Origin of the sequence: Pseudomonas sp. SO81, from assembly GCF_030374125.1 — a bacterium.
GTDB lineage: Bacteria > Pseudomonadota > Gammaproteobacteria > Pseudomonadales > Pseudomonadaceae > Aquipseudomonas.
Genome location: NZ_CP126126.1, coordinates 719,893 through 746,034 on the forward strand (window position 1 = coordinate 719,893; position 26,142 = coordinate 746,034).

A 26,142-nucleotide genomic window follows, 5' to 3' on the forward strand; every position below is an offset into this window, starting at 1 on the left:
CCTACCAGAATCGTTGTTGATTGAGACGGCTCCACCAGCTCAGCAGCAGGCGGTCCAGGGTGACGCTGGCGGCCAGGCCGAAACGCTCCGGCAGGCTCTTCTTCTCGGCATAGTGCAGGTGGAACAGCTCGGCCTCGCGGGCGCGTTCGGCCAGGTATTCGTCGCTGGTCTTGAGCTCATCGACCAAATGCTTGTTCAACGCCGAGATGCCCAGCCAGACCTCGCCGGTGGCGATCTCGTCGATCGACAGCTGCGGCCGGTAGCGGGCCACGAAGTTCTTGAACAGCTCGTGGGTGGTCTCCAGGTCCTCCTGGAACTTCTCCCGGCCCTTCTCGGTGTTCTCGCCGAACACCGTGAGGGTGCGCTTAAACTCGCCGGCAGTGAGGACCTCGACGTCGATATCGTGCTTTTTCAGCAGGCGATGGACATTGGGCAGCTGGGCCACCACGCCGATGGAGCCGAGAATGGCGAAGGGAGCGGACAGCACCTTGTCACCGATGCAGGCCATCATGTAGCCGCCGCTGGCGGCGACCTTGTCCACGCACACAGTCAGCGGCACGCCGGCCTGGCGGATGCGCGCCAGCTGCGAGGCAGCCAAGCCGTAGCCATGCACCATGCCACCGCCGCTCTCCAGGCGCAGCACCACTTCATCCTGGGCGGTGGCCAGGCTCAGCAGCGCGGTGACTTCGTGGCGCAGGTTGTCGGTGGCCGAGGCCTTGATGTCACCATCGAAATCGAGCACGAACACCCGCGGCTTGTGACCGCCTTCCTTCTTCTGCTGCTTGGCCTGCTTGGCTTCGGCCTTGCGCTGGGCCTTGAGCTGCGCCTTGTCCAGCAGCTCGTGTTCCAGGCGCTCGCGCAGCGCCTTGTAGAAATCGTTGAGCTTGTGCACCTGCAACTGGCCGCCGCCCTTGCCGCGCCCCTTGCCACGCAGCGCGGCGATGGTCAGCAGCACCACGATGATCGCGACCACCACGGTCAGGGTGCGGAGCAGAAAGTCCGCATAATCCAACAGAAACTCCACAGGTTCCCCCTCGTTGTTTATCCTGTCCCAGGGCCCAAGCCAGGCACCCGCCGGCCCACAGCATACCGGCGCGAGCGACTGCCGGCCAATCGCGACGAGCCGCGCGTCGGTCGCCCTCGGCGAATTCAAACAAGCGTATGTTTTTTCGTTGACAGCGGCCCGACTCCGGCCCTACCCTCGCGAAACTTCAACCCATCGGGATCGACTGGGACGTGGGCAGCATCTACCTGATTCGACATGGCCAGGCCTCATTCGGTGCAGACGATTACGACGTGCTGTCACCGCTCGGCGTGCGTCAGGCCGAAGTACTCGGCGATCATCTCGCCCAGCTCGGCATCAGCCTTGATCGTTGCCTGAGCGGCAGCCTGCGCCGTCAGCAGCACACCGCCACCGCCGCCATGCAGCGCTGCGTGGCCGCCGGGCTGAACGCCCCGGAGCTGGAGATCGACCCGGCCTTCAACGAGTTCGACGCCGAGGCGGTGATCCGCAACCTGCTGCCGGCCATGCTGCCGGACGAGCCGGACGCCCTGGCCATCCTGCGTAACCCCAAGGACAACCGCGCCGCCTTCCAGCACCTGTTCGCCCGCATCATCCGCCGCTGGGTCAGCGGCGAATACGACCAGCCCGAGCACGACACCTGGCAGGGCTTCGTCGATACGGTGAACGGCGGCCTGCAGCGCCTGCTGGCGCAAGCCGAACGCGGTCAGCACATCGCCGTGTTCACCTCCGGCGGCACCATCACCGCCCTGCTCCACCTGCTGACCGGTGTACCGGCCGACAAGGCCTTCGAACTCAACTGGCAGATCGTCAATACTTCGCTCTCGCGCCTGCAGTTCCGCGGCAGTGAGGCGACCCTGGCTTCCTTCAACAGCCGTGTGCATTTGGAGCTGTTGAAAACCCCGGAACTCATCACCTATCGCTGAGTCCGGCCCACAGCGGCCCGTATAAGGCCGTCAGTAACCTTGATAACAAAGGATGAAACCATGAGCTCCGTTGCCGACACCATCAACACCATGAAGTCCAAGTTCAACGCCAGCGCTGCCGCCGGCCTGGACCTGGTGTTCCAGTTCAACATCGAAGACGGTGAGAACTACGCGCTGATCGTCAAGGACGGCACCTGCGACGTGCAACAGGGCGACAATGCCAACGCCAACGTCACCCTGATCATGGACAGCGCCACCCTGGCTGGCATCGCCAGCGGCGAAACCGACGGCATGCAGGCCTTCATGGGCGGCAAGCTGCGCGCCGAAGGCGACATGATGCTGGCCATGAAACTGGCCGAGCTGTTCCCGGTATAAGCCCTCGGGCGAGGCCTGCGAACGCAGAAAACCGGAGTCCTAGGGCTCCGGTTTTTTTTCGCCTGCCGTCGCGCATCGCGAGCAAATCAGGCCCCTTGATCGACAACCAACAGCCACATCTATAACGCTGTGCTTTGCTTGTTAGGGCCCGCGGGCAACATTAGATTAGCCAATGATTAGTGGCACCCATCATCATCAGAAGGGATAAGCATGACGCTGACAGACCAGTCCACCGGCATCCGCGAAGGCGAAGAGCTCGATGCCGCGCAGATCGACCCGTACCTGAAGGCGCACATCCCCGGTCTCACCGGTACGCCGCGCATCAGCCAGTTCCCCGGCGGCGCCTCCAACCTGACCTACCTGCTGGAATACCCCGAGCAGGAATTCGTCCTGCGTCGTCCGCCCTTCGGCCACAAGGCCAAGTCGGCCCACGACATGGGCCGCGAGTACCGCATCCTCAACCAGCTCAACGCCGGCTTCCCCTACTGCCCTAAGGCCTACGTGCACTGCACCGACGAGTCCGTGATCGGCGCCGAGTTCTACGTGATGCAGCGGGTCAAGGGCATCATCCTGCGCAGCGACATGCCGGCCGAGCTGAACTTCAGCGCCGAGCAGACCAATGCCCTGTGCAAGAGCTTCATCGACAAGCTGGTCGACCTGCACAACGTCGACTACCAGGCCTGCGGCCTGGCCGACCTGGGCAAGCCGGAAGGCTACGTGAAGCGCCAGATCGAAGGCTGGAGCGATCGCTACGAGAAGGCCCTGACCCCCGACGCGCCGACCTGGGAACCGGTCAAGGCCTGGCTGCGCGAGAAGATGCCGGCCGACCACCACAAGCCGGGCATCGTGCATAACGACTACCGCTTCGACAACGTGATCCTCGACCCGGCCAACCCGATGCAGATCATCGGCGTGCTGGACTGGGAGCTGACCACCATCGGCGACCCGCTGATGGATCTGGGTAACACACTCGCCTACTGGATCGAAGCCGCCGACCCACAGCCCATGCAGCTGATGCGCCGCCAACCGAGCAACGCGCCGGGCATGCTGAGCCGCCAGGAGTTCGTCGACTACTACGCCCAGCGTGCCGGCATCCAGATCGACAACTTCGACTTCTACTACTGCTACGGCCTGTTCCGCCTGGCCGGCATCGTCCAGCAGATCTACTACCGCTTCTTCCATGGCCAGACCAAGGACAAGCGCTTCGCCCAGTTCATCATGATGAACAAACTGCTGGAGCAGGCTGCCCTGCAGGTCATCAACAAATCCACCCTGTAACCCGGCTCAGACAAGGTACTCGCAATGTCCAAGACCAACCTGTTCGACCTCGACGGCAAGATCGCTTTCGTCTCCGGCGCCAGCCGCGGCATCGGTGAGGCCATCGCCAAACTGCTGGCCCAGCAAGGTGCTCACGTGATCGTCTCGAGCCGCAAAATCGACGATTGCCAGAAGGTCGCCGACGCCATCGTCGCCGACGGCGGCAAGGCCACCGCCATCGCCTGCCACATCGGCGAGATGGAACAGATCAGCAACGTCTTCGGCTTCATCCGCGAGCAGTTCGGCCGCCTCGACATCCTGGTCAACAATGCCGCCACCAACCCGCAGTTCTGCAACGTGCTGGACACCGACCTGGGCGCCTTCCAGAAGACCGTCGACGTCAACATCCGCGGCTACTACTTCATGTCCATCGAAGGCGGCAAGCTGATGAAGGCCAACGGCGGCGGCTCGATCATCAACGTCGCCTCGATCAACGGCGTCTCGCCGGGCGAGTTCCAGGGCATCTACTCGGTGACCAAGGCCGCCGTGATCAGCATGACCAAGGTCTTCGCCAAGGAGTGCGCGCAGTTCGGCATCCGCTGCAACGCCCTGCTGCCGGGTCTGACCGACACCAAGTTCGCCTCGGCGCTGACCAAGAACGACTCGATCCTCAACGTCGCCCTGCAGCGCATCCCGCTCAAGCGCGTGGCCGCTCCGAGCGAGATGGCCGGCACCGTGCTGTACCTGGCCAGCGATGCCTCCAGCTACACCACCGGTGTGGCACTGAACGTGGACGGCGGCTTCCTCTCCTGAGGCTTGTAGCGGACATGAAAAAGGGACCCTCGGGTCCCTTTTTGTTTGCCTGAGAAAGACCTACTGCCAGTCTTTCAGCGCCTGCTCGGCGGCCTGGTTCATCGGCCTGGCCAGCAGCCCGGTGGGACTGAGGCTGACGGTAAAGGCGGCGCCGTCGGCGATCGGCAGGTAGGTGACACGCGCAGCCTGCGGATCGAACAGGAACAGGTCGCGCTGTCCCAGGCGCAGCCAGCGCCACAGGTCGATGCCATAGGGACTCTGCGCCAGCTGTACCTGGGCATGACGGGCATTCTGCTGCTGCTCGATGGCGAGGAAGCGGCCGGAGAGTTTCTCCAGGCGGTAGCCGGGCTCCAGGCCGATCAGCGCAGCCAGGCCCTTCCAGCCCAGCAGGCGAGCGTCCAGCTGCCACAGGTCGCCCTCCAGGGTCACCTCACGCTCCTCGCCACCCTCCAGCAGGTTGACCCGGTAGCGCTGCGGGCCGTCGGCGGCGAAACTCAGGGTCACCAGCGGCTTTTCCTGCACCTGGGCATCGTAGCTGCGCAGGTCATAGGCGACCACGCCAACCAGCAGCGCCAGGGCCAGGAAGGCCAGGCCGGCAGTGCCGCGCAGCCAGGCGAGGAACCAGTTGGGAGCGAACAGGATGCGGGCGGCGATGAACAGGGCCAGCAGGGCCAGCAGGCCGGTGAACCAGGCCAGGCCGTCGTACTGCATGCGTGTGATTCCTTATACGAATTTTTCTCGGCATTATGCTCAGCAGCTGCGGGGCGAACCAGCAACGGCGCCGCACAATTGAACCCACTTCGAGTTTTTTTATGCCCTTTCCCTTCGAGCTTGGAGTCGATCCGACCACCCTGCTGATCCTCGCCATCGTCGCCTTCACCGCCGGTTTCATCGACGCCATCGCCGGCGGCGGTGGTCTGCTGACCATTCCCGCCCTGCTTACCGCCGGCCTGCCGCCGCACCTGGTGCTGGGTACCAACAAGCTGTGCGCCACCTTCGGCTCGGCCACCGCCAGCTACACCTTCTACCGACGCAAGCTGTTCGCGCCGCGGCAATGGCGCAACGCGCTGATCGCCACGGCGATCGGCGCGGCGATCGGCGCGATCATCGCCCACTGGCTGCCGGCCGCCTGGCTCAACCAGATGCTCCCGGCCGTGGTGTTCGGCTGCGGCCTGTACCTGTTGTTCGGCAAGACTCCGGAGACCCACGGCCAGCAGGACGCGCCCGTGGCCCAGGGTCGCCAATGGCCGCAAGGGCTAGGTCTGGGCTTCTACGATGGCGTGGCCGGCCCCGGCACCGGCGCCTTCTGGACCGTCAGCACCCTGCTGCTCTACCCCATGGACCTGGTACGAGCCAGCGGCGTGGCGCGCAGCATGAACTTCGTCAGCAACGCCATGGCCCTCACCGTGTTCATCATCGCCGGCCAGGTCGCCTGGCTGCTCGGCATCAGCATGGGCCTGGCACTGATGGCCGGCGCCTTCTTCGGGGCACGCACGGCGATCCGCGGCGGCTCCAAGTTCATCCGCCCGGTATTCCTCCTGGTGGTACTGGCGCTGACCGCGCGCCTGGCCTGGCAGCACTGGTTCTGAGGAATAGTCATGCGATTGAGCAACACCACTCCGATCCTGCGCATCTTCGACGAAGCCAAGGCACGGGAATTCTATGTGGAATATTTAGGCTTCCGAGTCGACTGGGAGCACCGCTTCGCCCCCGGCATGCCGCTGTATCTGCAGATATCCCGCGGCGGCTGCGTGCTGCACCTGTCCGAGCACCACGGGGACGCCTGCCCGGGCGCGGCGATGCGCATCGAGACCGATGCGCTGGACGCGTTCCACCAGGAGCTGGAGCAGAAGGAATACGGCTATGCGCGGCCCAGCATCGAGGCCCAGCCCTGGGGCAGCCGCGACATGAGCCTGCGCGATCCGTTCGGCAATCGCCTGACCTTCACCGACTCCGTGGGCGGCTGACGCTCAACGCAGCAGCTGTGGCTCCGGCTGGCCCAGGCGGCGGGCAACATAGAGATCGATCAGGTAGCGGGCGATGGAGCGATGCATCGGCAGCGGCGGCAGCTGATCGACGGGGAACCAGCGGGCGTCCTCGATCTCGTCGGCCTGCGGCACGATCTCGCCACTGACGTATTCGGCGTGGAAGCCGAGCATCAGCGAATGGGGGAACGGCCAGCCCTGGCTACCCAGGTACTGCAGGTTGCCGACCTCGATGCCGACCTCCTCGCGCACCTCGCGGGCCACGCACTCCTCCGCCGACTCGCCCGGCTCGACGAAGCCGGCCAGGGTACTGTAGACACCCGGCACGAAGCGCGGCGAACGGGCCAGCAGCACCTCGTCGCCACGGCTGACCAGCACGATCATGCTCGGCGAGATGCGCGCGTAGCTATCCAGGCCACACTCGGGGCAACGCATGCAGCGCTCGTTCGGCACCAGACGATTACGACTGCCACAGCGGCCGCAGAAGCGGTGATTGAGATCCCAGTGGCCGACCTGCTCGGCGAACGAGAGCATGCGGAAGGTTGGATAATCGGCCTGCAGCATGAACTGGCGCAGGCCCTGCCAGAAGCAGCCGGGCATCTCCGCCGGGCGATCCAGCGTCAGCAACCACACCGGCTCGCCATCGAAATGGCCGAGGCCGTGTTCGGCCAGCAGCGGCAGGTCCTGGCGCTTCAGCCATTCACGAGGGAACAGCACGCCGTTGCCGTCGGCGAGGAAGCCCTGGGAGCTGCGCACCAGCGCCCAGCCACCGGCCTGGGCGTTATCTAGTGGCGGTGTGGTCTGCCAGCCGGAAGCCATCAGGGGGTTACCGACAGGCCCAGGGCACGTACGCTTTCCTCGGCCAGGTCGAGCACGCTCGGCGTGGTCTCGGGGCGCAGCACGGCGCCGCCTTCGAGGTAGTACTCCAGGCTGCTGAGGGCATCGGCCAGGGTTTCCAGCATCTGCTCGGAAGGCATCTGCCGGGCATCGAGCATCTGCGTCTGGATGTAGTCGGCACACAGGCCGATCAGCTTGGCCGCGCGCTCCTGGCCGAGGAACCATAGGCCGCCACGCACCGCCTGCAGGCTGAACGGCACATTGGCCAGGTGCAGCTTGTCGCCATTGGCTTCCAGATAGGAGGTGATCGCCCGCTTGGCCAGGGCCAGGCCGCCCTGGGCCTCATCGACCACCACGATACGGGCCTCGACCAGCTGGTGAGCGGCGAAGGCTTCTCCCTCGTCTCCCGGCTGCACCGGCGCCGGACGCTGGTTGCGCTGCTCGCCACGTTCCAGGCTGGCGACCATGCTCTCCACGTAGAGCACCGCTTCGGCCAGCTTGTGCAGGTCGGTATTGGCCGCAGGGCTGTTCTCGCTCCAGCCACCGACTATCGGCAGCTGCACCTGCAGCGCGTTGGCCGCGGAGCTGAGGCCGACCATGCTGAGGGTCTTGGCCAGCTTGCCGAGCAGCGCGTGCAGATTGCCGAAGCTGTCCGGTTGGGCGGTGCCGCGCTCGATCAGGTCGAGCAGATCCTTGACGCTGGCCAGCTCCTCGCGGATGGCGGTGGACAGCGAGCGCATCACGCCCTGGCCGGGGCCGGACAGACGCTGGTATTCCTCGTCGAGCAGGTGATCGGTGAACGGCAGCGGGGTCAGGCCGAACACGTCGCGCACGGCACTGGCCTGCGGGCCACGGCTATCGGCCAGGGCCACCAGATAGAGCAGTTCCTTGAGCAGGCTGCGCGGCGCCTCGTAGCTGCCGTTGGCAACCAGGGCCTGCTTGATCTCGCGATCCAGGCGCGAGAACAGCTGCTTGCGCGACTTGCGTGGCAGCAGCTGGCCGTCCAGCTGCGATTCCACGGCCGCGGCACCGGCCCAGTACAGGCGGCCGGCCGGCTTGTCGACGAACAGGCTGTCCAGGCGCCCCAGGGCGCGCAGCATCAGCTTGAGGCCGGCCTGCGGGTTGTCCTCGCGGATGAAGCCGAGCAGGCCGACCTGGAACATGTGGCGCAGGCGGCGCGCATCTTCGGCGCTGGCAGCAGCCAGCGGCACGCCGGCAGGACGCGCCTGGTCGAGGCGCACGCTGAAGAAGAAGCTCTCCGGCAACGGCGGCTGGGCACCGGCCTGACGCAGATCGTTGATCGCCGGCAGCAGCAGCTCGGGCATTTCCTGGCGGCTGGCGTCGACGTTTTCCAGATAGCGGCGCAGCACGTAAAGGGCGTTGCTCAGCGCCGCCAGCTGACCGTCACGCTCCTCGCCGGCACCGGCGGGAATGTCGGTGGCCTGTTGCAGCACTTCCTGGGCCAGCAGCTCGGCGCCGGCCAGTTCGATCAGATTGAGGGTGCCACGCACCTGCTGCAGGTTTTCCACGGCCTGCTGCAGCAGGCTGCCGTTGTTCCGTTCGGCAATGAACTGTTCGAGACTCTGTTCGGTCTCTTCCATGGTGGTGAACAACTCGTCACGCACCAAGCTCAGGGATGTCGCTCCAGTGACCATGGGTCTGATGAACCTCTCAGTCGGCGAATTCCGGTTTCTGCTTGCTCATGTGCGCGGCCATGGCCACGCGCAGGTCGGCGGATTGCAGCATCGCGCCATTCCAGTTGGCCACGTACTCCAGCCCATCGTCGACGCGGTGGTCGCGCATGTAGCGAATCATGTGTTTGGTGCCGCGGATGGCGATCGGCGACTTGGCGGCGATCTCGCGGGCGATCTCGAATACACCGGCCAGCAGCTCCTCCTGGCTGGCGTAGGTGCGGTTGACCAGGTTGATGCGCAGGGCCTCCTTGCCGTCGATGGTGCGGCCGGTGAAGGCCAGCTCGCGCATCATGCCGTCGCCGATGATCCGCGGCAGGCGCTGCAGGGTGCCGACGTCGGCAGCCATGCCCATATCGATCTCCTTGATGGAGAACTGCGCATCGGCAGTGGAGTAGCGCATATCGCAGGCCGAGATCAGGTCGATGGCGCCACCCAAGCAGTAGCCCTGGATGGCTGCCAGCACCGGCTTGCGGCAGTTGTCGACGGCGTTGAACGAGCCTTGCAGCTGCAGGATCTTGCGGCGCAGGGCCTCGGCATTGCGGCCGACGTCCTTGCCCAGGGCGCTGCCGGCCTGGGCTAGCAGCATCAGGTCGATGCCCGAGGAGAAGTGCTTGCCGGCACCGGAGAGCACCACCACGCGGGCCTCGTCGGTTTCATCGACCCAGCGGAAGATCTCGATGATCTCCTCCCAGAAGTCGACGTTCATCGCGTTGACCTTCTCCGGGCGGTTGATCTGCACATGGGCGATCTTGTCGATGAGCTCGACGCGGAAAGCTTTGTATTCGGGCACGCAGATCATCCTCGAGGGCAAGGCGCACGGCGGCGCGCATAGATATGTTGTTTTGGAATCAATCGGCCCACTATAACAAGCACGAAACAAAAGTCGATGCTGGCCACTGTGACGCAGGACACGCTAGCAAAGCTAAGAAGATTTCTGACTATATCCGTTAAACGCTTGATCTTTTTGGAACTGGCCCGGAATCTTCGCCCTTTTTTCCTCAGGGGAGAGACACCGATGAAGCGATCCTTGGCCGGCGCCCTCGCGCACAACTTTCTCGGCAGCTCGCCGTCCTGGTACAAGCTGACCATCCTCTTCTTCCTGCTCGCCAATCCGCTGGTGCTATGGGCTGCCGGCCCGGTGGCGGCCGGTTGGCTGCTGGTGGGCGAATTCATCTTCACCCTGGGCATGGCGCTCAAGTGCTATCCGCTGCTGCCCGGCGGGCTGCTGGTGCTGCAGGCCATCCTGCTCGGCCTGGCCACACCGAAGGCCCTCTACGAGGAGCTGGCGCACAACTTCCCGGTGATCCTGCTGCTGATGTTCATGGTCGCTGGCATCTACTTCATGAAGGACCTGCTGCTGTTCCTGTTCTCGCGACTGCTGCTCGGCGTGCGCTCCAAGGCGCTGCTGGCCCTGCTGTTCTGCCTGCTCTCGGCTTTCCTCTCGGCCTTCCTCGATGCACTGACCGTAACCGCAGTGATCATCGCCGCCACGCTGGGCTTCTATGCGGTCTACCACCGGGTCGCCTCCGGCCGCGGCGCCCAGGACGAAGAGTTCCTGGAGGCCGAAGCGGTAGAACTACACCGCGAGGATCTGGAGCAGTTCCGCGCCTTCCTGCGCAGCCTGCTGATGCATGGCGCGGTGGGCACCGCCCTGGGTGGCGTGTGCACCCTGGTGGGCGAGCCGCAGAATCTGCTGATCGGCCACGAAATGGGATGGAACTTCGCCGATTTCTTCCTGCGTGTGGCTCCCGTTTCCATTCCGGTGCTGGCCGCCGGCCTGGCTACCTGCGTGCTGCTGGAACGTCTGGGCTGGTTCGGCTATGGCGCCCAGTTGCCGGCCTCGGTGCGCCAGGTGCTGGCCGAGCATGCCAACGCCAGCGATGCCCAGCGCACCCCGGAACAGCGTGCCGCGCTGCTGGTACAGGGCCTGGCAGCAGTGCTGCTGATCATCGGGCTGGCCCTGCATGTGGCCGAGGTCGGCCTGATCGGCCTGAGCGTCATCGTGCTGATCACCGCCTTCTCCGGCATCACCGACGAGCACCGCATCGGCCGCGCCTTCCAGGACGCACTACCGTTCACCGCGCTGCTGGTGACCTTCTTCGCCGTGGTCGCGGTGATCCAGCAACAGCAGCTGTTCACCCCGCTGATCCAGGCGGTGCTCGCCCTGCCAGCGGAGCAGCAGCCGGGCATGCTGTTCATCGCCAACGGGCTGCTCTCGGCGATCAGCGACAACGTGTTCGTCGCCACCATCTACATCACCGAGGTCAAGCAGGCCTTCCTCGCCGGCAACATGACTCGCGAGCATTTCGAGGCACTGGCGGTGGCCGTCAATACCGGCACCAACCTGCCCAGCGTGGCCACGCCCAACGGCCAGGCGGCGTTCCTGTTCCTGCTCACCTCGTCCATCGCGCCGCTGATCCGGCTGTCCTACGGGCGCATGGTGTGGATGGCCCTGCCCTACACCATCGTCATGGGCGGCCTGGGTTGGTGGGCGGTCAGCTACTGGTTGTGAGGCCCGGCCTCACTTACCGAAGTCCGCCTCAACCCGGTTGCGCCACTGGCGCCAGGTGTAGAGCGGAATGCCGACCATCAGCACCAGGAAGCCCCAGAAGATCGCCTGCTCGCCGGTGCCATACAGCGCCCACATCGAGTAGATGAAGGCGCAGCAGCCGATCCACAGCAGACGGCTGCTCTCATGGCGACCGAAGTCGCCGGGACGCATCGCCAGCAGGTGCAGCAGCGCCGCGGCGCAGAATACATAGGGCACCACACCGGCCATGGTGCCGAGCAGGATGATCACGTTGAACACATCGACCAGCTCGCCCTGCCCGTCCACGATCACTAGCAGGGTCACCAGCACGCCGGAGACCAGCAGGCCGTTGGCCGGCACGCCGTAGCGATTGGTCTTGGCCAGGGACTCCGGCAACAGGCCGTCACGGGCGGTGGCCATAGGGATCTGCCCCTGCAGCAGCACCCAGCCGTTGAGCGCGCCGAGGCAGGCGATCACCGCGCCGCCAGCGATGAAGTAGTAGCCCCAGTCACCCAGCATCACCCGCGCCGCGTCGGCGAAGGGCGCGGTGGACTTGGCCAGCACCTCCGGCGGCAAGATGCCCTGCACGGCGGTGATGGAGAGGATGTACACCGCCGCCGCCACCAGGGTGCCGACCAGAGTGGCCCGCGGAATGGTACGGCGCGGATCGCTCACGTGCTCGGCCGGCACCGTGGCCGACTCCAGACCGATGAACGACCACAGGGTCAGCGCCGCCGTGGTGGCGATGGCCTGGGCGTAGCCGCCGCCGGGCAGCTGCGCCGGTTCGGGGATGGCCAAGTACTCAGGGTGGAAGTAGAACCAGCCGAGCACGCCGACCAGCAGCAGCGGCACCAGCTTGAGCAGGGTCAGCACGTTCTGCACGTAGCCGAAGGCGGTGATGCCGCGCAGGTTGATCAGGGTGCACAGCCAGATCGCACCGATGGCGGTGGCCACCATCGGTATCGGCGCCCGCAACACCGGCAGGAATACCTGCAGGTAGCCGACCAGGGTCACGGCGATCGCCGCATTGCCGATCCAGGCCGCCTTCCAGTAGGTCCAGGCACACAGGTAACCGGCGAAGCCGCCGAAGGCGTCGCGGGTGTAGGCGTAGGGGCCACCGGCGGCGGGATTGAAGCGCGCCAGACGCGAGAAGGTCAGGGCCAGCAGCACCGCGCCGGTGCTCGACACCAGCCAGCCGATCAGGCTCAGCCCGCCATAGGGCGCCAGGCTGGAGGGCAGCAGGAATACCCCCGAACCGACCATGTTGCCAACCACCAGGGCGGTACAGGTCCAGAAACCCATCTCGCCCCGCGTGCCTTTGTCCTCAGCCATGACTCCCCCCGATGGCGTGGACGGCCTGCCCGCCACTCGGAGAGGTTACAGGCCGTGCGTTACTCCTTGATGCAATCCACTGTATAGCAGGCCTGCCCCGCCACTTCCTCCCGCTGCAGGCCGTGCACGTCGGCGTCGAAGCCGGGGAACTGGCTGTCGAAGGTACGGGCGAACTGCAGGTAGTCGATGATCGAGCGGGTCTCAGGGGTGAAGCGCTCGCCCGGCATGATCAGCGGAATGCCCGGCGGATAGGGCACCAGCATCACCGCGGCGATGCGCCCCTCCAGGTGCTCGATCGGCACCGCCTCGACCTCGCCGCGCACCAGCTGGTTGTAGGCATCGGCCGGCTTGATGGTCACCTGCGGCAGCACCGTGTACATGCGCTTGAGCGCCTTGGCCGTGGCATTCTCGCGATAGCAGCCGTGCAGCTGGTCGCACAGGTCGCGCAGGCCCATGCCGGCGTAGCGCGCCCCGCCCTCGCGGGCGATCGACGGCAGCGCATCGAGCAGCGGCACGTTGGCGTCGTACAGGCGCTTGAACTCCAGCAGCTCGGTCAGCAGGGTGCTCCATTTGCCCTTGGTGATGCCCATGGAGAACAGCACCAGGAAGGAATACAAGCCGGTCTTCTCCACCACCAGACCGCGCTCCCAAAGGAACTTGCTGACCACCGCCGCGGGGATGCCGGCCTCGGTCAGCTTGCCGTCGGCGGACAGCCCCGGCATCACCAGGGTGACCTTGATCGGATCGAGCAGCACGTAGTCCTCGGCCACCTCGCCGAAGCCATGCCAGTCGGCGTTGGGCTGCAGCAGCCAGTCGGCGGTGTGCACGCCCTCGCCGCCGGCCTGGTCCGGCTGCCAGATGCTGAACCACCAGTCGTCCGCCTTAAGGTTCTGGCGCAGGTTGGCCAGGGCGCGACGGAAGCTCAGCGCCTCGTCGAAGGTCTCCTGGATCAGCGAGCGCCCGGCCGGGCCTTCCATCATCGCCGAGGCCACGTCCAGCGAGGCGATGATGCCGTATTGCGGCGAGGTGGAGATATGCATCATGAAGGCTTCGTTGAAGCGATCACGGTCCAGCTGGCGGGCGCCGCCGTCCTGCACGTGGATCATCGAGGCCTGGCTGAAGGCCGCCAGCAGCTTGTGGGTGGAATGGGTGGTGAACACCAGCGGCGAATGCTCGTCGCACTGGGTGCCCATGCCGTAGCGGCCGGCGTAGAACTCGTGGAAGGCGGCGTAGGCGTACCAGGCCTCGTCGAAGTGCAGCACCTCCACCGAGTCACCCAGGGCCTGTTTGACCATCTCGGCGTTGTAGCAGAGGCCGTCGTAGGTGGAGTTGGTCACCACCGCCAGCTTGACCTTGGGTGCGCGACCGCGAGCCAGGGGGCTGGCGTCGATCTTGGCCTGGATCGATTCCTTGCTGAATTCACTCAGCGGAATCGGTCCGATGATGCCCAGCTCGTTACGCTCCGGGCACAGGTACAGCGGGATGGCGCCGGTCATAATGATCGAATGCAGGATCGACTTGTGGCAGTTGCGATCCACCAGCACCAGGTCGTCGCGGCCGACCATGGAGTGCCAGACGATCTTGTTCGCCGTCGAGGTGCCGTTGATCACGAAGAAGGTGTGGTCGGCGCCGAAGTTGCGTGCGGCGCGCGCCTCGGCATCGGCCAGCGGGCCGGTGTGGTCGAGCAGCGAGCCCAGCTCGGGCACCGACACCGAGAGGTCGGAACGTAGGGTGTTCTCGCCGAAGAACTGGTGGAAGGCCTGCCCCACCGGGCTCTTGCGATAGGCCACGCCACCGCCGTGACCGGGCGTGTGCCAGGAGTAGTTGGATTGCGCGGTGTGCTGCACTAGCGCCTTGAAGAACGGCGGCAGCAGACCGTCGAGGTAGTTGTGCGCGGCGCGCGCCACCTGGCGGGCGAGGAACGACACCGTGTCTTCGTACAGATAGAGGATGCCGCGCAGGTGGTTGAGGTCGGCCATGGCCTCGGCCGGCGCGTTCTCGATGGTGACCTGTTCGCCGAGGGCGAAGATCGGCAGCTGCGGCGCGCGCACGCGGGCGACGCGGATCAGCTCGACCATGTCCTGCAGCAGACGCTGGTTCTCGCCCGCCCCCTCGGCGGCCACTAGGATGCAGGCCAGGCCGTGGTGGGTGGAGGCGACGATGCGCCCCTCGGCGGAGCTGGCGGTGGGGAGGATGGTGAAGCCGTCCTTGCCCAGCTCTTCGGCAATGGCGCGGACGCGTTCGCCGGCGACGGTATCGGCCTTGATGTCGCGGTGAACAATGAGGATGGGGAAGTTCAGGTCTTTATACATTGGAGGTTCCTGAGGGTGGTGCTCTCGGGCACCTATCCCCTCAGGTTAGAAGTTCGCCCCAACGGGCGGAACCCCCAGTGCGGAAGGCTGTAAGAAAAGGTCGCATTGGCCATACGACCGGTTCCGCTCAGCTCACCGGTTCTTCCGCTGGCGCGTCCATCTTGGCCCACAGCGACGGACCGCCGGCGGACTTTTCAATAATCGCCAGGCGCGCCGCATGGGCGGCCAGCTCCTCGGCGCTGGCGCGCAGCACGCGGGTCAGGTTGCGGCCTGGATCCAGGCGGCGGATCGGGCTGGGCAGCACGCGACCGGAGCCGTCACCACCCTCACCGGCCAGCGACAGGTGGGTCTGGCCACCGGTCATGGTCAGGTAGACGTCGGCGAGGATCTCGGCGTCGAGCAACGCGCCGTGCAGGTCGCGGCCGGAGTTGTCGACGCCGTAGCGCTTGCACAGGGCGTCGAGGTTGTTGCGCTGGCCCGGATGGCGCTCGCGGGCCATCAGCAGGGTGTCGAGAATCGAGCAGTAGTCGCTGACGTCGCTGCGCTCGGTCTGCCCCAGCAAGGCGAATTCGTTGTTGATGAAGCCGACGTCGAACGCCGCGTTGTGGATGATCAGCTGGGCGCCGGTGATGAACTCGAAGAACTCGTCGGCCACATCCTTGAAGCGCGGCTTGTCGGCGACGAACTCGTTGGTGATGCCGTGGACCGCAATCGCACCCTCGTCGATCTCGCGATCGGGGTTGAGGTAGACGTGGAAGTGGCGGCCGGTCAGGCGACGGCCCTCCAGCTCGACGCAGCCGATCTCGATGATGCGGTGACCATCGGTGACCGGCATGCCGGTGGTTTCGGTGTCCAGTACCACACTACGCATGTTTCATTGCCCTCACTTCCTCTACACCGCGGTTGGCCAGCTGATCGGCCTTCTCGTTGCCGGGGTGGCCGGTATGCCCGCGCACCCACTGCCACTCGACCTTGTGCCGATTGACCTGCTCGTCCAGCGCCTGCCACAGGTCGGCGTTCTTCACCGGCTCCTTGGTCGAGGTCTTCCAGCCGCGCTTCTTCCAGTTGGGCATCCATTCCTGGATGCCCTTCATCACATATTGCGAGTCGGTCACCAGGCGCACCGAACAGGGCCGGGTCAGGGCGAGCAGCGCGCAGATCGCCGCCATCAGCTCCATGCGGTTGTTGGTGGTGTTGGGCTCGCCGCCCCACAACTCCTTCTCCGCGCCCTTGTAGATCATCAGCGCGCCCCAGCCACCCGGGCCGGGATTGCCCTTGCAGGCGCCATCGGTGTAGATCTCGACTACTTCTTCGCTCATTGAATGCTCTAGTTATCCGAGTCGCGCCGGCTGACCTTGGCCACCGGCATCGGCAGCAGCTTGCCCATGCTGGCCCGCTGGATCGGCCGCAATGGACGCAGGCCGACCACCAGCTTGCGCGCCACCAGCAGATAAAAGCCGGCGCCCGGGGCCTGCAGCCGACCGCCCCAGCGTTCCAGCCCGGCCAGACGCGCCTGCCAGGCCGGCGCAGAAAGCGGCGGACGATAGCACCCGAAGCGGCGTTTCTCCAGCGCGAATCCCAGCAGGCTGAGCCAGTCCGCCAGGCGGCTGGGCGAGATGCAGCGGGCCTGGCGAAAACCATCGCAAGCGAAGTAATGACGCAAGCCCCAGGTGCTCCAGGGATTGACCCCGGTGACCAGCAGATAGCCACCCGGGCGCACACTGCGCGCCGCTTCGCGCAGCAGGCCATGGGGCGACAGGCTGAAGTCCAGGCCATGCTGCAGCACCACCACGTCGGCGGCGTGCTCGCCCAGCGGCCAGGCGTGCTCCTCGCAGGCGATGTGCACGCCGGCCAGCGGCGCGCCCATGCGCACATTGCAGCGAATCTGCGGCGCCTTGGGCGGCTCGGCCGCGGCCGGGCCGTAGTGCACCAGGTAGCCACCGAAGTAGCGCGCCAGCTCCTCGTCCAGCGCTTGGCGCTCTTCGCTCAATAGCAGCTCACCCAGCGGCGAGGCCAGCCACTCGCGGGCGGCGGCGGTCAGTTGCAGCCAGTCGGCATCGGCCTGGGCGAAGGGTGGTTCGCTCATCGGGACCTCCATGACACAAGCGGGACGTTGCCGATTAAGATGCGCCATTGCTCTCCAAATGGCGACCCCACACATGTTTCAGATCGACGCCCTGCCCGCCTTCAGCGACAACTACATCTGGCTGCTGCAGGACCCGGCCACCCGCCGCTGCGCCGTGGTCGACCCGGGCGACGCGCAGCCGGTGCTGAACTGGCTGGCCGCACACCCGGACTGGCAGCTCAGCGACATCCTCGTCACCCATCACCACCCGGACCACATCGGCGGTGTGCTCAAACTGAAGGATGCCACCGGCGCCCGGGTCAGCGGCCCGGCGCAGGAGAAAATCCCGGCCCGCGACCTGGCGCTGGATGATGGCGAGCGGGTCGAGGTGCTCGGCCGCAGCTTCCTTATATATGCGGTGCCCGGCCACACCCTTGGCCATATCGCCTACTACCAGGCCGAGGAAGGCTGGCTGTTCTGCGGCGATACCCTGTTCGCCGCCGGCTGTGGCCGCCTGTTCGAGGGCACGCCGCAGCAGATGAACGCCTCCCTGCAGCGCCTGGCCGCCCTGCCGGACGCCACCGAGGTGTACTGCACCCATGAATACACCCTGAGCAACCTGCACTTCGCCCGCGCGGTGGAGCCGTACAATCCGGCGATTGCCGCGCGCTTCACCGAGGTCAGCGCCTGGCGTGCTACCGGACGTATCAGCCTGCCCTCCAGCATCGCCCTGGAGAAGGCCACCAATCCGTTCCTGCGCTGCGGGGAAACATCCATTAAAGAAAAAATCGACGAGCGGAACGGCGCCCAGCAGCGCACGGCGGACGAGGTGTTCGCTTGCCTGCGCAGCTGGAAAGACCAGTTCAAGGTGGCCTGACAACTGACCGGAGGGGTGGTGAAAACTTGACCACCCCAGGGGGCGTTCCTAGAATCCCCCCACTTTTTTTGCGCCGGCAGATGCTACCGACCGATGTTCTTATTACCTTTCGGAACCCTTGATTCAGCAGCGCTGACCCGGCGAGCGAAGGCTCTGGCGGTGCTTCTGTGCCTGGGCCTGGCAGGCTGTCAGAACATGGCGCCGAGTGACGACGATGGCAGCGACACTGATCGCGCCGTGGCCCTGCAGCAGGAGCCGGAATGGCTCAACGAATCCGCCGAACCACAAGCGCCCACGGATATCTGGGAGCGCATGCGCGACGGCTTCAAGCTGCAGGACGAGATCGGCATCAACCCGCGCATCGAGAACCAGCGCCTGTGGTTCGTCAGCAACCCGTCCTTCCTGGAAAACGCCAGCGAGCGCGGCAGCCTGTACATCCACTATGTGGTCGAGCGCCTGGAAGAGCGCAACATGCCGATGGAGCTGGCGCTGCTGCCGGTGATCGAGAGCGCCTACAACCCCCTCGCCTACTCGCGCAGCCATGCGGTCGGCATCTGGCAGTTCATTCCCTCCACCGGCCGCCACTTCAACCTGCGCCAGACCAACTGGTACGACGGCCGCCGCGACATCACCGCCTCGACCAATGCCGCGCTGAGCTACCTGACCCGCCTGCACGACATGTTCAACGGCGACTGGCTGCTGGCCCTGGCCGCCTACAACGCCGGCGAAGGCACGGTGAGCCGCGCCATCGAGCGCAACCAGAAGCTCGGCCTGCCCACCGACTACTGGAACCTGCCGCTGCCCCAGGAGACTCAGAACTACGTGCCCAAGCTGCTGGCCCTGTCGCAGATCGTGCTGTCGCCGGAAGCCTACGGCGTGCGCCTCAACCCGATCGCCAACGAGCCCTACTTCGAGCAGGTGGCGAGCAAGCCAGGCCTGGATCTGGCCCGGGTGGCAGCCATGGTCGACATGGAAGAGGATGAGCTGGAGAGCCTCAACCCCGCCTTCAAGAAGGGCATCACCATGGATGGCCCGCAGCATCTCCTGGTGCCGATTGCCAAGGCCGAGCTGTTCAATGCCAACCTGGCACTGATGAAGCCGCAGGAAGTGGTGCGCTGGCAGGAATACCGGGTGCGCTCGGGCGACAATCTGCACAGCATCGCCAACCGCTACCACCTGACGGTGAACACCCTGAAGGACGTCAACCAGCTGCGCAGCAACAGCCTGCGCGTCGGCCAGGTCCTCAACATTCCCGCCCAGGGTGGCCGCGAGCCGGTAGAAGGCCTGCAGCAGGTGGCCAAGGCGCCGGCCAGCCAGCCGCAGCGCTACAAGGTTAAGAGCGGCGACAACCTCTGGCAGATCGCCAATGCCCACGGCGTTTCGCTCCAGGACCTGCAGCGCTGGAACGGCCTGAATGCCCGCAGCAAGCTGAGCCTGGGCCAGGTGCTGGATATCCGCGGTGGCAGCGGCGGCACCGGCAACTCGGTGGCCGCAGCGAAGAGCAATGCGCGGCAGAACGTGACCTACTACCGGGTCAAGAACGGCGATTCGATGTACCTGATCGCCCAGCGCTTCAAGGTCAACGTCAAGCATCTGCAGAGCTGGAACCCGCGCAGCGACAGCCGCGCGCTGAAGCCGGGGCAGACCCTGACCCTGTATCTCGACTGACAGAAGTCTCGCAATGAAAAGGCCGCCTCCGGGCGGCCTTTTCGTCAGCGCTTGCTCAATGCTTCCAGGCAGCGTCCGGTGAGCTGGGTGAAGCGCTGGAAGGCAACGAACTGCTCGTGCTTGAGCGCCCGCCCGGACACCCGGCTGTCGGCATACAGCACGCCGATCTCGCGGGTGCCGGCCAGCAGCGGGGCGATGAAGAACATGCCCTGGCCGAGCATCTGGCGCATCGGCAGGGTCACCAGCTCGGCCAGGTTGTAGCTGGCCGGCACCCCCATCCACAGAGCCTCACGGTTGCGCAGCGCGTAACTGAAGATATGCGGCTGCTCGGCCTGCTTGGCCGGCAGCTGGAAGTCCGTCAACCACTGCTCGGTGCCCTCGCCGACCGCACGCTTGGCGCGGAAGGCAGTCTGCCCATCGGCCAGCACGGTCAGCATCACCCGTTCCAGACCCGCGCCCTGGTGCAGGCCCTTGAGCAGGGTGTCGAGGATCAGGCCGACATCGCCCTTTTGGTTGACCATCATGCCCAGGTCCTGCAGCGCCTGCTGCAGCACCAGCAGGTTCGGCTGCAATAGGCGCGCCTTGCGCTCCTGCTGCTGCAGCTTGATCTGTTCCGGATCGGTGTTGGGAATCAGCTTGCACAGCTGGCTGGCGCCGAAGGTGGCCGCTACCTCGACCGCTTCCTGGGCGCTCTCCAGTACCTGCTTGAGCGCGTCCTCGGCACTGACCCCGGTGAACTCCGCCAGTTGCTCTACCAGCTTCTCCATCTCCGGCGAATCCCAGCCTTCCAGCGCCGCCTCGCTGATCTTCACGCCGAGGCTGATGGCGCGCACCGCTGGGTCGTGCTGGTTGCCGCTGCCGTGAGCGAAGGCGGCCAGCTCGCCCAGATTCCAGCTTTTCACCAGGCCTTGGGTGAGCTGGCGGAAGGTGAGGCCGAGCACCTGGCGTGTGGCATCGTCCATCTCCACGCCGGGCTGCTCCAGGGCGTCGGCCAGCTCGTCGGCCTGCTCGCCGCCGCAGGCCCAGAAGGCCAGCTCGCCGACCGTGTGCAGCAGCGCGGCGATAAATACTTCTTCCTGGTTCTTGGTCAGCACGTAGCCGGCGATGTTGCGCGCCTGCACGGCGGCGTGGAACGAGCGTGCCAGGAGCATCTGCAGCTGTTCGCGCGGCACTCGGGTGAGCAGGCTGTCGATCAGGCTGACCGACATGCCGATCAGGCGCACGTTGTCGAAGCCGATCAGCACGATGGCTCGCGAGATGGTGCGGATACTTTCCTGGGAAGGGTTGTAATAGACGCTGTTACCCACCCGCAACACCTTGGAAGTGAGCGACGCGTCGCGCAGCAGCACGTCGGCCAGTTGCTGTACCGAGGCCTTGTCGGCCTGCGACAGGCGATGCAGGTCCTGCACCACGGCGGCGAGAGCAGGCAATTCGGCCTGATTCAAACGGTCTATCCATGCCTGTAAGCCGACACTGCGTTCCACCAAGACAGCAACCTCTTTGCAATTTGTTTCAGTGTAATCAAATTGATGGCACATGCCCTGAAAAAGGCACTCTTTTTCCAGCGGATACAAGCTGTTACTGTACCGGCAAACAACCAGCCGGCCTGCCCTGCACAAATGGGCGATCATCGATCGCCAACAGCGGCGAAAAACCAGCCCTGCCCCCTACGCCGCAAGAAGCCCCATGGACCGGACCCCGCACCCGATGCGCTCCCTGATCTCACTGATCCTCGGCCTGACCATGAGCTTTCCCGCTTTCGCGACCATCAGCGAAAGCCATGGTTACGCCCAGTTCGGCATGCTCAAGTACCCGGCCAGCTTCACCCACTTCGACTGGGTCAACCCCGACGCGCCCAAGGGCGGCACGCTGCGGGTCATGGCCTATGGCACGTTCGACACCCTCAACCCTTATAGTTTCAAGGGAAGTAGCCCTTCGGCGGCGCCCAACTTCCTGCAGTACGGAGTCAGCGAATTCAACGAGCCGCTGATGGTGGGCACCGGCCCCTACGACCCGTCGGGCGACGAACCGGCCTCCAGCTACGGGCTGATAGCCAAGAGCGTCGAGTACAGCGAGGACCGCAGCTGGGTGGTGTTCAACCTGCGCGAGGAAGCCCGCTTCCATGACGGCCAGCCGATCACCGCGTTCGACGTCGCCTTCACCTACCGCACCCTGGTCAAGGACGGGCACCCGCAGTACCGCACCACCCTGCAGGAAGTGAAGCGGGTCGACATTCTCAACCGCCACCGCATCCGCTTCGTGTTCAAGCGCGCCGGCAATCCGCTGCTGATCCTGCGTCTCGGCGAGCTGCCGGTACTGGCCCAGCACTACTGGAAGCAACGCGACTTCAGGGCCACCAGCTTCGATGTGCCACTGGGCAGCGGCCCCTACCGAATCACCCAGGTGGAGCCGGGGCGGCGCCTGGTGTTCGAGCGGGTCAAGGACTGGTGGGGCGAGAAGCTCGCGGTCAACCGCGGCAAGTACAACTTCGACCGGGTCGAGGTGGAGTTCTACCGCGACAGCAATGTGGCCTTCGAGGCGTTCAAGGCCGGCGAGTTCGACTTCTACATCGAGCACCAGGCGAAGAACTGGGCCAACGCCTACCGCTTCCCCGCCATCGCCCGTGGCGACGTGATCCGCGCCGAGATTCCGCACCAGATTCCGACCCAGACCCAGGCGTTGTTCATGAACAGCCGCCGCGACACCTTCGCCGCGCGCAAGGTGCGCGAGGCCCTGGGCCTGATGTTCGACTTCGAGTGGACCAACCGCGCCCTGTTCAACAGCGCTTACAAGCGCAGCCCGAGCTACTACCCCAACAGCGAGTTCGCCGCCAGCGGCAAGCCCGAGGGTGGGGAGTGGCTGCTGCTATCACCCTATCGCAAGCAGCTGCCGGCCAAGCTGTTCACCCAGCCTTTCACCCTGCCCGCCACCGACGGTCGCGGCATTCCGCGTGAGACCCTGCGCAAGGCGCTGGGCCTGCTGGCCGAAGCCGGCTGGAAACCTTCCGGCCAGCATCTGGTCAACGCCAAGGGCGAGCGCTTGCGCTTCGAGATTCTGCTGGTCAACCCCAACCTGGAACGCATCCTCCAGCCCTACACCGAGAACCTGGCCAGCATCGGCATCCAGGCCGACCTGCGCACCGTGGACCGCGCCCAGTACAAGCAGCGCCTCGACCAGTTCGACTACGACATGATCCTCATGACCCTGCCGCAGAGCCTCAGTCCCGGCCTGGAACAATGGTTGTACTTCCACTCCAGCCAGGCCGGCGTGAAAGGCGGCAAGAACTACGCGGGCGTGCGCCACCCGGTGGTCGACACCCTGCTCGACAAGCTGCTAGCCGCCCAGACCCGCGAGGAACAGGTGGCCGCCACCAAGGCCCTGGACCGGGTTCTGCTCTGGCAGCACTACAGCATTCCCAACTGGTATATCAATCACCATCGCCTGGCGTACCGTAACCGGTTCGCCTTCGTCACCACCCCGCCCTACACCCTGGGGCTGCGGGCCTGGTGGCTGAAGCCCACGGAGACCGTTCGATGAGCCCTACCCTGCGCACCCTCGGCGCCGCGCTGCTGATGCTGGCCGGCGCGGCCCAGGCCGAACCGCGGCACGCCATCACCCTGTACGACGAGCCGCCCAAGTACCCGGCGGACTTCAAGCACTTCGAGTACGTCAACCCGGATGCGCCCAAGGGTGGCATCCTGCGCCAGCGCGACATCGGCGGCTTCGACAGCTTCAACCCCTTCATTCCCAAGGGCAACGCCGTAGGCGTCGGCCTGATCTACGACAGCCTGACCTACCACTCGCCGGACGAGCCCTTCACCGAGTACGGCCTGCTCGCCGAGAAGATCGACAAGGCCCCGGACAACAGCTACGTGCGCTTCATCCTCAATCCCAAGGCGCGCTTCCACGACGGCACCCCGGTGACCGCGGACGACGTGATCTTCACCTTCAACATCCTGCTGGAAAAAGGCGACCCCATGTACCGCCACTACTACGCGGACGTGGCACAGGTGGTGGCCGAGGACAAGCTGAAGGTGCGCTTCGACTTCAAGCACAAGGACAACCGCGAGCTGCCGCTGATCCTCGGCCAGATCCAGGTGTTGCCGAAGCACTGGTGGGCCAGCCGCGACTTCAGCAAGAGTAGCCTGGAGCCACCGCTGGGCAGCGGCCCCTACCAGATCGGCAAGGTCTCGCCGGGCAGCTCGGTGCGCTTCGAGCGGGTCAAGGACTGGTGGGCCAAGGACCTGCCGGTGAGCCGCGGCCTGTATAACTTCGACACCATCCAGATCGACTACTACCGCGACACCCAGGTGGCCCTGGAGGCCTTCAAGGCAGGCCAGTTCGACGTCAACCTGGAGTACTCGGCCAAGGACTGGAACACCGGCTACGACTGCCCGGCCCTGCGCGACGGCAAGTTCGCCATGCAGGCCATCCCCAATCACAACCCGGCCGGCATGCAGGGCTATGTGTTCAACCTGCGCCGGCCGATGTTCCAGGACCGCCGGGTACGCGAGGCGATCGCCCTACTGTTCGACTTCGAATGGGCCAACAAGCAGCTGTTCTATGGCGCCTACAAGCGCACCCACAGCTACTTCGAGAACTCCGAAATGGCCGCCACCGGCCTGCCCTCGGAGGCCGAGCTGAAGCTGCTGGAGCCGCTGCGCGACAAGCTGCCGCCGGAGGTCTTCACCCAGGAGTTCAAATCGCCGGTCAGCGATGGCAGCGGCATCATTCGCGAGCAGAGCCGCCGTGCCTTCCAGCTGCTCACCGAGGCCGGTTACCGCATCGAGAACGACCAGATGATCGGCCCGGACGGCAAGCAGCTGGTCTTCGAGTTCCTCAACTTCCAGCCCAACCTGGAGCGGGTGATCCTGCCCTTCAAGCGCAACCTGGCCGAGCTGGGCATCGACCTGCAGATCCGTCGGGTCGACACCTCGCAGTACATCAACCGCCTGCGCTCGCGCGACTTCGACATGACCTCGGCGATCTGGCCGCAGTCCAGCTCCCCGGGTAACGAGCAGCGCGAGTTCTGGCACTCCGCCAGCGCCGACAACCCCGGCAGCCGCAACCTGATGGGCCTGCGCGATCCGGCCATCGACCAGCTAGTTGAAGGGCTGATCCGTTCCGACTCGCGCAAATCGCTGATCACCCACGCCCGCGCCCTGGACCGCGCGCTGCTGTGGGGGCATTACGTGGTGCCCAACTACTACGTGGATACCTGGCGCGTGGCCTACTGGCAGCGTTTCGGCCGCCCGGCCGTGACGCCGCTGTATGACTACGGGCTGATGAGCTGGTGGCAGGAGAAACCACTCAACGCTCCGCAGTCGGCCCCCGCCGCAGAAACCGAGCAGGAAGCCGAGTAATGCTGGCCTATATATTCCGTCGCCTGCTGCTGATCATCCCCACCCTGCTGGGCATCCTGCTGATCAACTTCATCATCGTCCAGGCCGCTCCCGGTGGCCCGGTGGAGCAGATGATTGCCAAGCTGGAAGGCTTCGATGCCGCCTCCGGCGGTGCCACCGCGCGGGTTTCCGGCGGTGGCGGCGAAGTCGCCGTGGCCGGCTCCAACTACCGCGGCGGCCAGGGTCTGGACCCGGAGCTGGTGGCCGAGATCGAGAAGATGTACGGCTTCGACAAGTCCGCCCCCGAACGCTTCTGGCTGATGATCAGCAACTACGCCCAGTTGGACTTCGGCGAGAGCTTCTTCCGCGATGCCACGGTGATTGAGCTGATTCTGGAGAAGATGCCGGTCTCCATTTCCCTCGGCCTGTGGGGCACGCTGATCACCTACCTGATCTCCATTCCGTTGGGCATCGCCAAGGCTACCCGCCACGGCAGCGCCTTCGATGTCTGGACCAGCTCGGCGATCATCATCGGCTACGCCATCCCCGCCTTCCTCTTCGCCATCCTGCTGATCGTGCTGTTCGCCGGCGGCAGCTACTGGGACTGGTTCCCCTTGCGCGGGCTGACCTCGGGCAACTTCGACGAACTCAGCCTGGGCGGCAAGATCCTCGACTACTTCTGGCACCTGGCCCTGCCGGTGACGGCACTGGTGATCGGCAACTTCGCCACCCTCACCCTGCTGACCAAGAACAGCTTCCTCGACGAGATCGGCAAGCAGTATGTGACCACCGCCCGCGCCAAAGGCCTGACCGACAGCCGCGTTCTCTACGGTCACGTGTTCCGCAACGCCATGCTGATCGTGGTGGCCGGCTTCCCGGCAGCGGTGCTGGGCATCTTCTTCGCCGGCTCGATGCTGATCGAGGTGATCTTCTCCCTCGACGGCCTCGGCCTGCTGGGCTTCGAATCCATCGTCAACCGTGACTACCCGGTGGTGTTCGGCACCCTGTTCATCTTTTCCCTGTTCGGCCTGGTGGCCAAGCTGGTGAGCGACCTGATGTACACCCTGATCGACCCACGCATCGACTTCGAAAGCCGGGAGAACTGAGA

The 26,142-nt window shown here is 65.3% G+C and carries 23 protein-coding genes; 12 read left to right on the top strand and 11 right to left on the bottom strand.

Annotated elements, in window-relative coordinates; genetic code table 11:
- Nucleotide 1: 1 nt before the first annotated feature.
- Nucleotides 2-1,024, bottom strand: a complete 1,023-nt coding sequence (gene sohB, locus OH686_RS03420; RefSeq protein WP_289536167.1) for a protease SohB — start codon at nucleotides 1,022-1,024, stop codon at nucleotides 2-4.
- Nucleotides 1,025-1,236: 212 nt separating this feature from the next.
- Here sohB and OH686_RS03425 point away from each other — a divergent pair, with 212 nt between their 5' ends.
- The 4 genes from OH686_RS03425 to OH686_RS03440 all read left to right on the top strand — a co-directional run bounded on the left by OH686_RS03425 (nucleotide 1,237) and on the right by OH686_RS03440 (nucleotide 4,392).
- Nucleotides 1,237-1,947 carry a histidine phosphatase family protein gene (locus OH686_RS03425; RefSeq protein WP_289536168.1) on the top strand — a complete coding sequence of 237 codons (711 nt, stop codon included), beginning with the start codon at nucleotides 1,237-1,239 and terminating at the stop codon, nucleotides 1,945-1,947.
- Nucleotides 1,948-2,007: 60 nt separating this feature from the next.
- On the top strand, nucleotides 2,008-2,322 hold the full coding sequence (locus tag OH686_RS03430; RefSeq protein ID WP_137972692.1) for an SCP2 sterol-binding domain-containing protein: 315 nt from the start codon (nucleotides 2,008-2,010) through the stop codon (nucleotides 2,320-2,322).
- 210 nt (nucleotides 2,323-2,532) lie between these two features.
- The gene (locus OH686_RS03435) at nucleotides 2,533-3,600 is read left to right on the top strand and encodes a phosphotransferase family protein (protein WP_137972691.1); all 1,068 of its coding nucleotides are present in this window, start codon (nucleotides 2,533-2,535) and stop codon (nucleotides 3,598-3,600) included.
- A gap of 24 nt (nucleotides 3,601-3,624) precedes the next feature.
- A complete protein-coding gene (locus tag OH686_RS03440) occupies nucleotides 3,625-4,392 on the top strand; it encodes an SDR family oxidoreductase (RefSeq protein ID WP_289536169.1) in 768 nt (255 codons plus the stop codon).
- A 60-nt stretch (nucleotides 4,393-4,452) separates the two neighbouring features.
- Here the strand turns inward: OH686_RS03440 and OH686_RS03445 are convergent, their stop codons facing one another.
- Nucleotides 4,453-5,103, bottom strand: a complete 651-nt coding sequence (locus OH686_RS03445) for a hypothetical protein (protein ID WP_289536170.1) — start codon at nucleotides 5,101-5,103, stop codon at nucleotides 4,453-4,455.
- A gap of 101 nt (nucleotides 5,104-5,204) precedes the next feature.
- Here OH686_RS03445 and OH686_RS03450 point away from each other — a divergent pair, with 101 nt between their 5' ends.
- Together OH686_RS03450 and OH686_RS03455 are read left to right on the top strand one after the other, a co-directional pair.
- A complete protein-coding gene (locus OH686_RS03450; RefSeq protein ID WP_289536171.1) occupies nucleotides 5,205-5,981 on the top strand; it encodes a TSUP family transporter in 777 nt (258 codons plus the stop codon).
- Nucleotides 5,982-5,990: 9 nt separating this feature from the next.
- Nucleotides 5,991-6,359, top strand: a complete 369-nt coding sequence (locus OH686_RS03455) for a glyoxalase superfamily protein (protein ID WP_289536172.1) — start codon at nucleotides 5,991-5,993, stop codon at nucleotides 6,357-6,359.
- Nucleotides 6,360-6,362: 3 nt separating this feature from the next.
- Here OH686_RS03455 and nudC read toward each other — a convergent pair whose 3' ends face one another.
- Genes nudC through OH686_RS03470 form a run of 3 tightly spaced genes read right to left on the bottom strand, consistent with a single transcriptional unit; the run spans nucleotide 6,363 to nucleotide 9,698 of the window.
- Nucleotides 6,363-7,196, bottom strand: a complete 834-nt coding sequence (gene nudC, locus OH686_RS03460) for an NAD(+) diphosphatase (RefSeq protein WP_289536173.1) — start codon at nucleotides 7,194-7,196, stop codon at nucleotides 6,363-6,365.
- On the bottom strand, nucleotides 7,196-8,869 hold the full coding sequence (locus tag OH686_RS03465) for a FimL-related protein (protein ID WP_137972685.1): 1,674 nt from the start codon (nucleotides 8,867-8,869) through the stop codon (nucleotides 7,196-7,198). The genes nudC and OH686_RS03465 overlap by 1 nt, the downstream gene beginning before the upstream one ends.
- 16 nt (nucleotides 8,870-8,885) lie before the next feature.
- On the bottom strand, nucleotides 8,886-9,698 hold the full coding sequence (locus OH686_RS03470) for a crotonase/enoyl-CoA hydratase family protein (RefSeq protein WP_289536174.1): 813 nt from the start codon (nucleotides 9,696-9,698) through the stop codon (nucleotides 8,886-8,888).
- 225 nt (nucleotides 9,699-9,923) lie between these two features.
- Between OH686_RS03470 and nhaB the strand changes: the two genes are divergently transcribed.
- Nucleotides 9,924-11,420, top strand: coding sequence for a sodium/proton antiporter NhaB (nhaB, locus tag OH686_RS03475; RefSeq protein ID WP_289536175.1), 1,497 nt, complete (start codon nucleotides 9,924-9,926; stop codon nucleotides 11,418-11,420).
- A gap of 9 nt (nucleotides 11,421-11,429) precedes the next feature.
- Here the strand turns inward: nhaB and OH686_RS03480 are convergent, their stop codons facing one another.
- The 5 genes from OH686_RS03480 to OH686_RS03500 form a co-directional block, all read right to left on the bottom strand.
- On the bottom strand, nucleotides 11,430-12,770 hold the full coding sequence (locus tag OH686_RS03480; RefSeq protein WP_289536176.1) for an amino acid permease: 1,341 nt from the start codon (nucleotides 12,768-12,770) through the stop codon (nucleotides 11,430-11,432).
- A 59-nt stretch (nucleotides 12,771-12,829) separates the two neighbouring features.
- Complete coding sequence (locus OH686_RS03485; protein WP_289536177.1) at nucleotides 12,830-15,082, bottom strand: Orn/Lys/Arg family decarboxylase; 2,253 nt, start codon at nucleotides 15,080-15,082, stop codon at nucleotides 12,830-12,832.
- A gap of 127 nt (nucleotides 15,083-15,209) precedes the next feature.
- Complete coding sequence (gene dnaQ / locus OH686_RS03490) at nucleotides 15,210-15,953, bottom strand: DNA polymerase III subunit epsilon (protein ID WP_289536178.1); 744 nt, start codon at nucleotides 15,951-15,953, stop codon at nucleotides 15,210-15,212.
- Nucleotides 15,946-16,401, bottom strand: coding sequence for a ribonuclease HI (gene rnhA, locus OH686_RS03495; protein WP_289536179.1), 456 nt, complete (start codon nucleotides 16,399-16,401; stop codon nucleotides 15,946-15,948). The genes dnaQ and rnhA overlap by 8 nt, the downstream gene beginning before the upstream one ends.
- Before the next feature lie 8 nt (nucleotides 16,402-16,409).
- Nucleotides 16,410-17,168: a class I SAM-dependent methyltransferase gene (locus OH686_RS03500; protein ID WP_289536180.1), complete on the bottom strand. Its 759-nt coding sequence runs from the start codon at nucleotides 17,166-17,168 to the stop codon at nucleotides 16,410-16,412.
- A 73-nt stretch (nucleotides 17,169-17,241) separates the two neighbouring features.
- On the opposite strand from OH686_RS03500, the gene gloB reads away from it, so the two are divergent.
- A complete protein-coding gene (gloB, locus tag OH686_RS03505) occupies nucleotides 17,242-18,024 on the top strand; it encodes a hydroxyacylglutathione hydrolase (RefSeq protein ID WP_289536181.1) in 783 nt (260 codons plus the stop codon).
- 93 nt (nucleotides 18,025-18,117) lie between these two features.
- The gene (locus tag OH686_RS03510) at nucleotides 18,118-19,692 is read left to right on the top strand and encodes a LysM peptidoglycan-binding domain-containing protein (protein WP_289536183.1); all 1,575 of its coding nucleotides are present in this window, start codon (nucleotides 18,118-18,120) and stop codon (nucleotides 19,690-19,692) included.
- Nucleotides 19,693-19,736: 44 nt separating this feature from the next.
- On the opposite strand, the gene OH686_RS03515 is transcribed toward OH686_RS03510, so the two are convergent.
- A complete protein-coding gene (locus OH686_RS03515; RefSeq protein WP_502942798.1) occupies nucleotides 19,737-21,230 on the bottom strand; it encodes an HDOD domain-containing protein in 1,494 nt (497 codons plus the stop codon).
- Between the two features lie 169 nt (nucleotides 21,231-21,399).
- On the opposite strand from OH686_RS03515, the gene OH686_RS03520 reads away from it, so the two are divergent.
- Genes OH686_RS03520 through OH686_RS03530 form a run of 3 tightly spaced genes read left to right on the top strand, consistent with a single transcriptional unit; the run spans nucleotide 21,400 to nucleotide 26,140 of the window.
- Nucleotides 21,400-23,229 carry an extracellular solute-binding protein gene (locus OH686_RS03520; RefSeq protein ID WP_289538803.1) on the top strand — a complete coding sequence of 610 codons (1,830 nt, stop codon included), beginning with the start codon at nucleotides 21,400-21,402 and terminating at the stop codon, nucleotides 23,227-23,229.
- A complete protein-coding gene (locus tag OH686_RS03525; protein WP_502942767.1) occupies nucleotides 23,226-25,055 on the top strand; it encodes an extracellular solute-binding protein in 1,830 nt (609 codons plus the stop codon). The genes OH686_RS03520 and OH686_RS03525 overlap by 4 nt, the downstream gene beginning before the upstream one ends.
- Entirely contained in the window at nucleotides 25,055-26,140 is a 1,086-nt protein-coding gene (locus OH686_RS03530) for a microcin C ABC transporter permease YejB (protein ID WP_192400788.1), read from the top strand. Before OH686_RS03525 ends, OH686_RS03530 begins: the two co-directional genes overlap by 1 nt.
- Nucleotides 26,141-26,142: the final 2 nt, after the last annotated feature.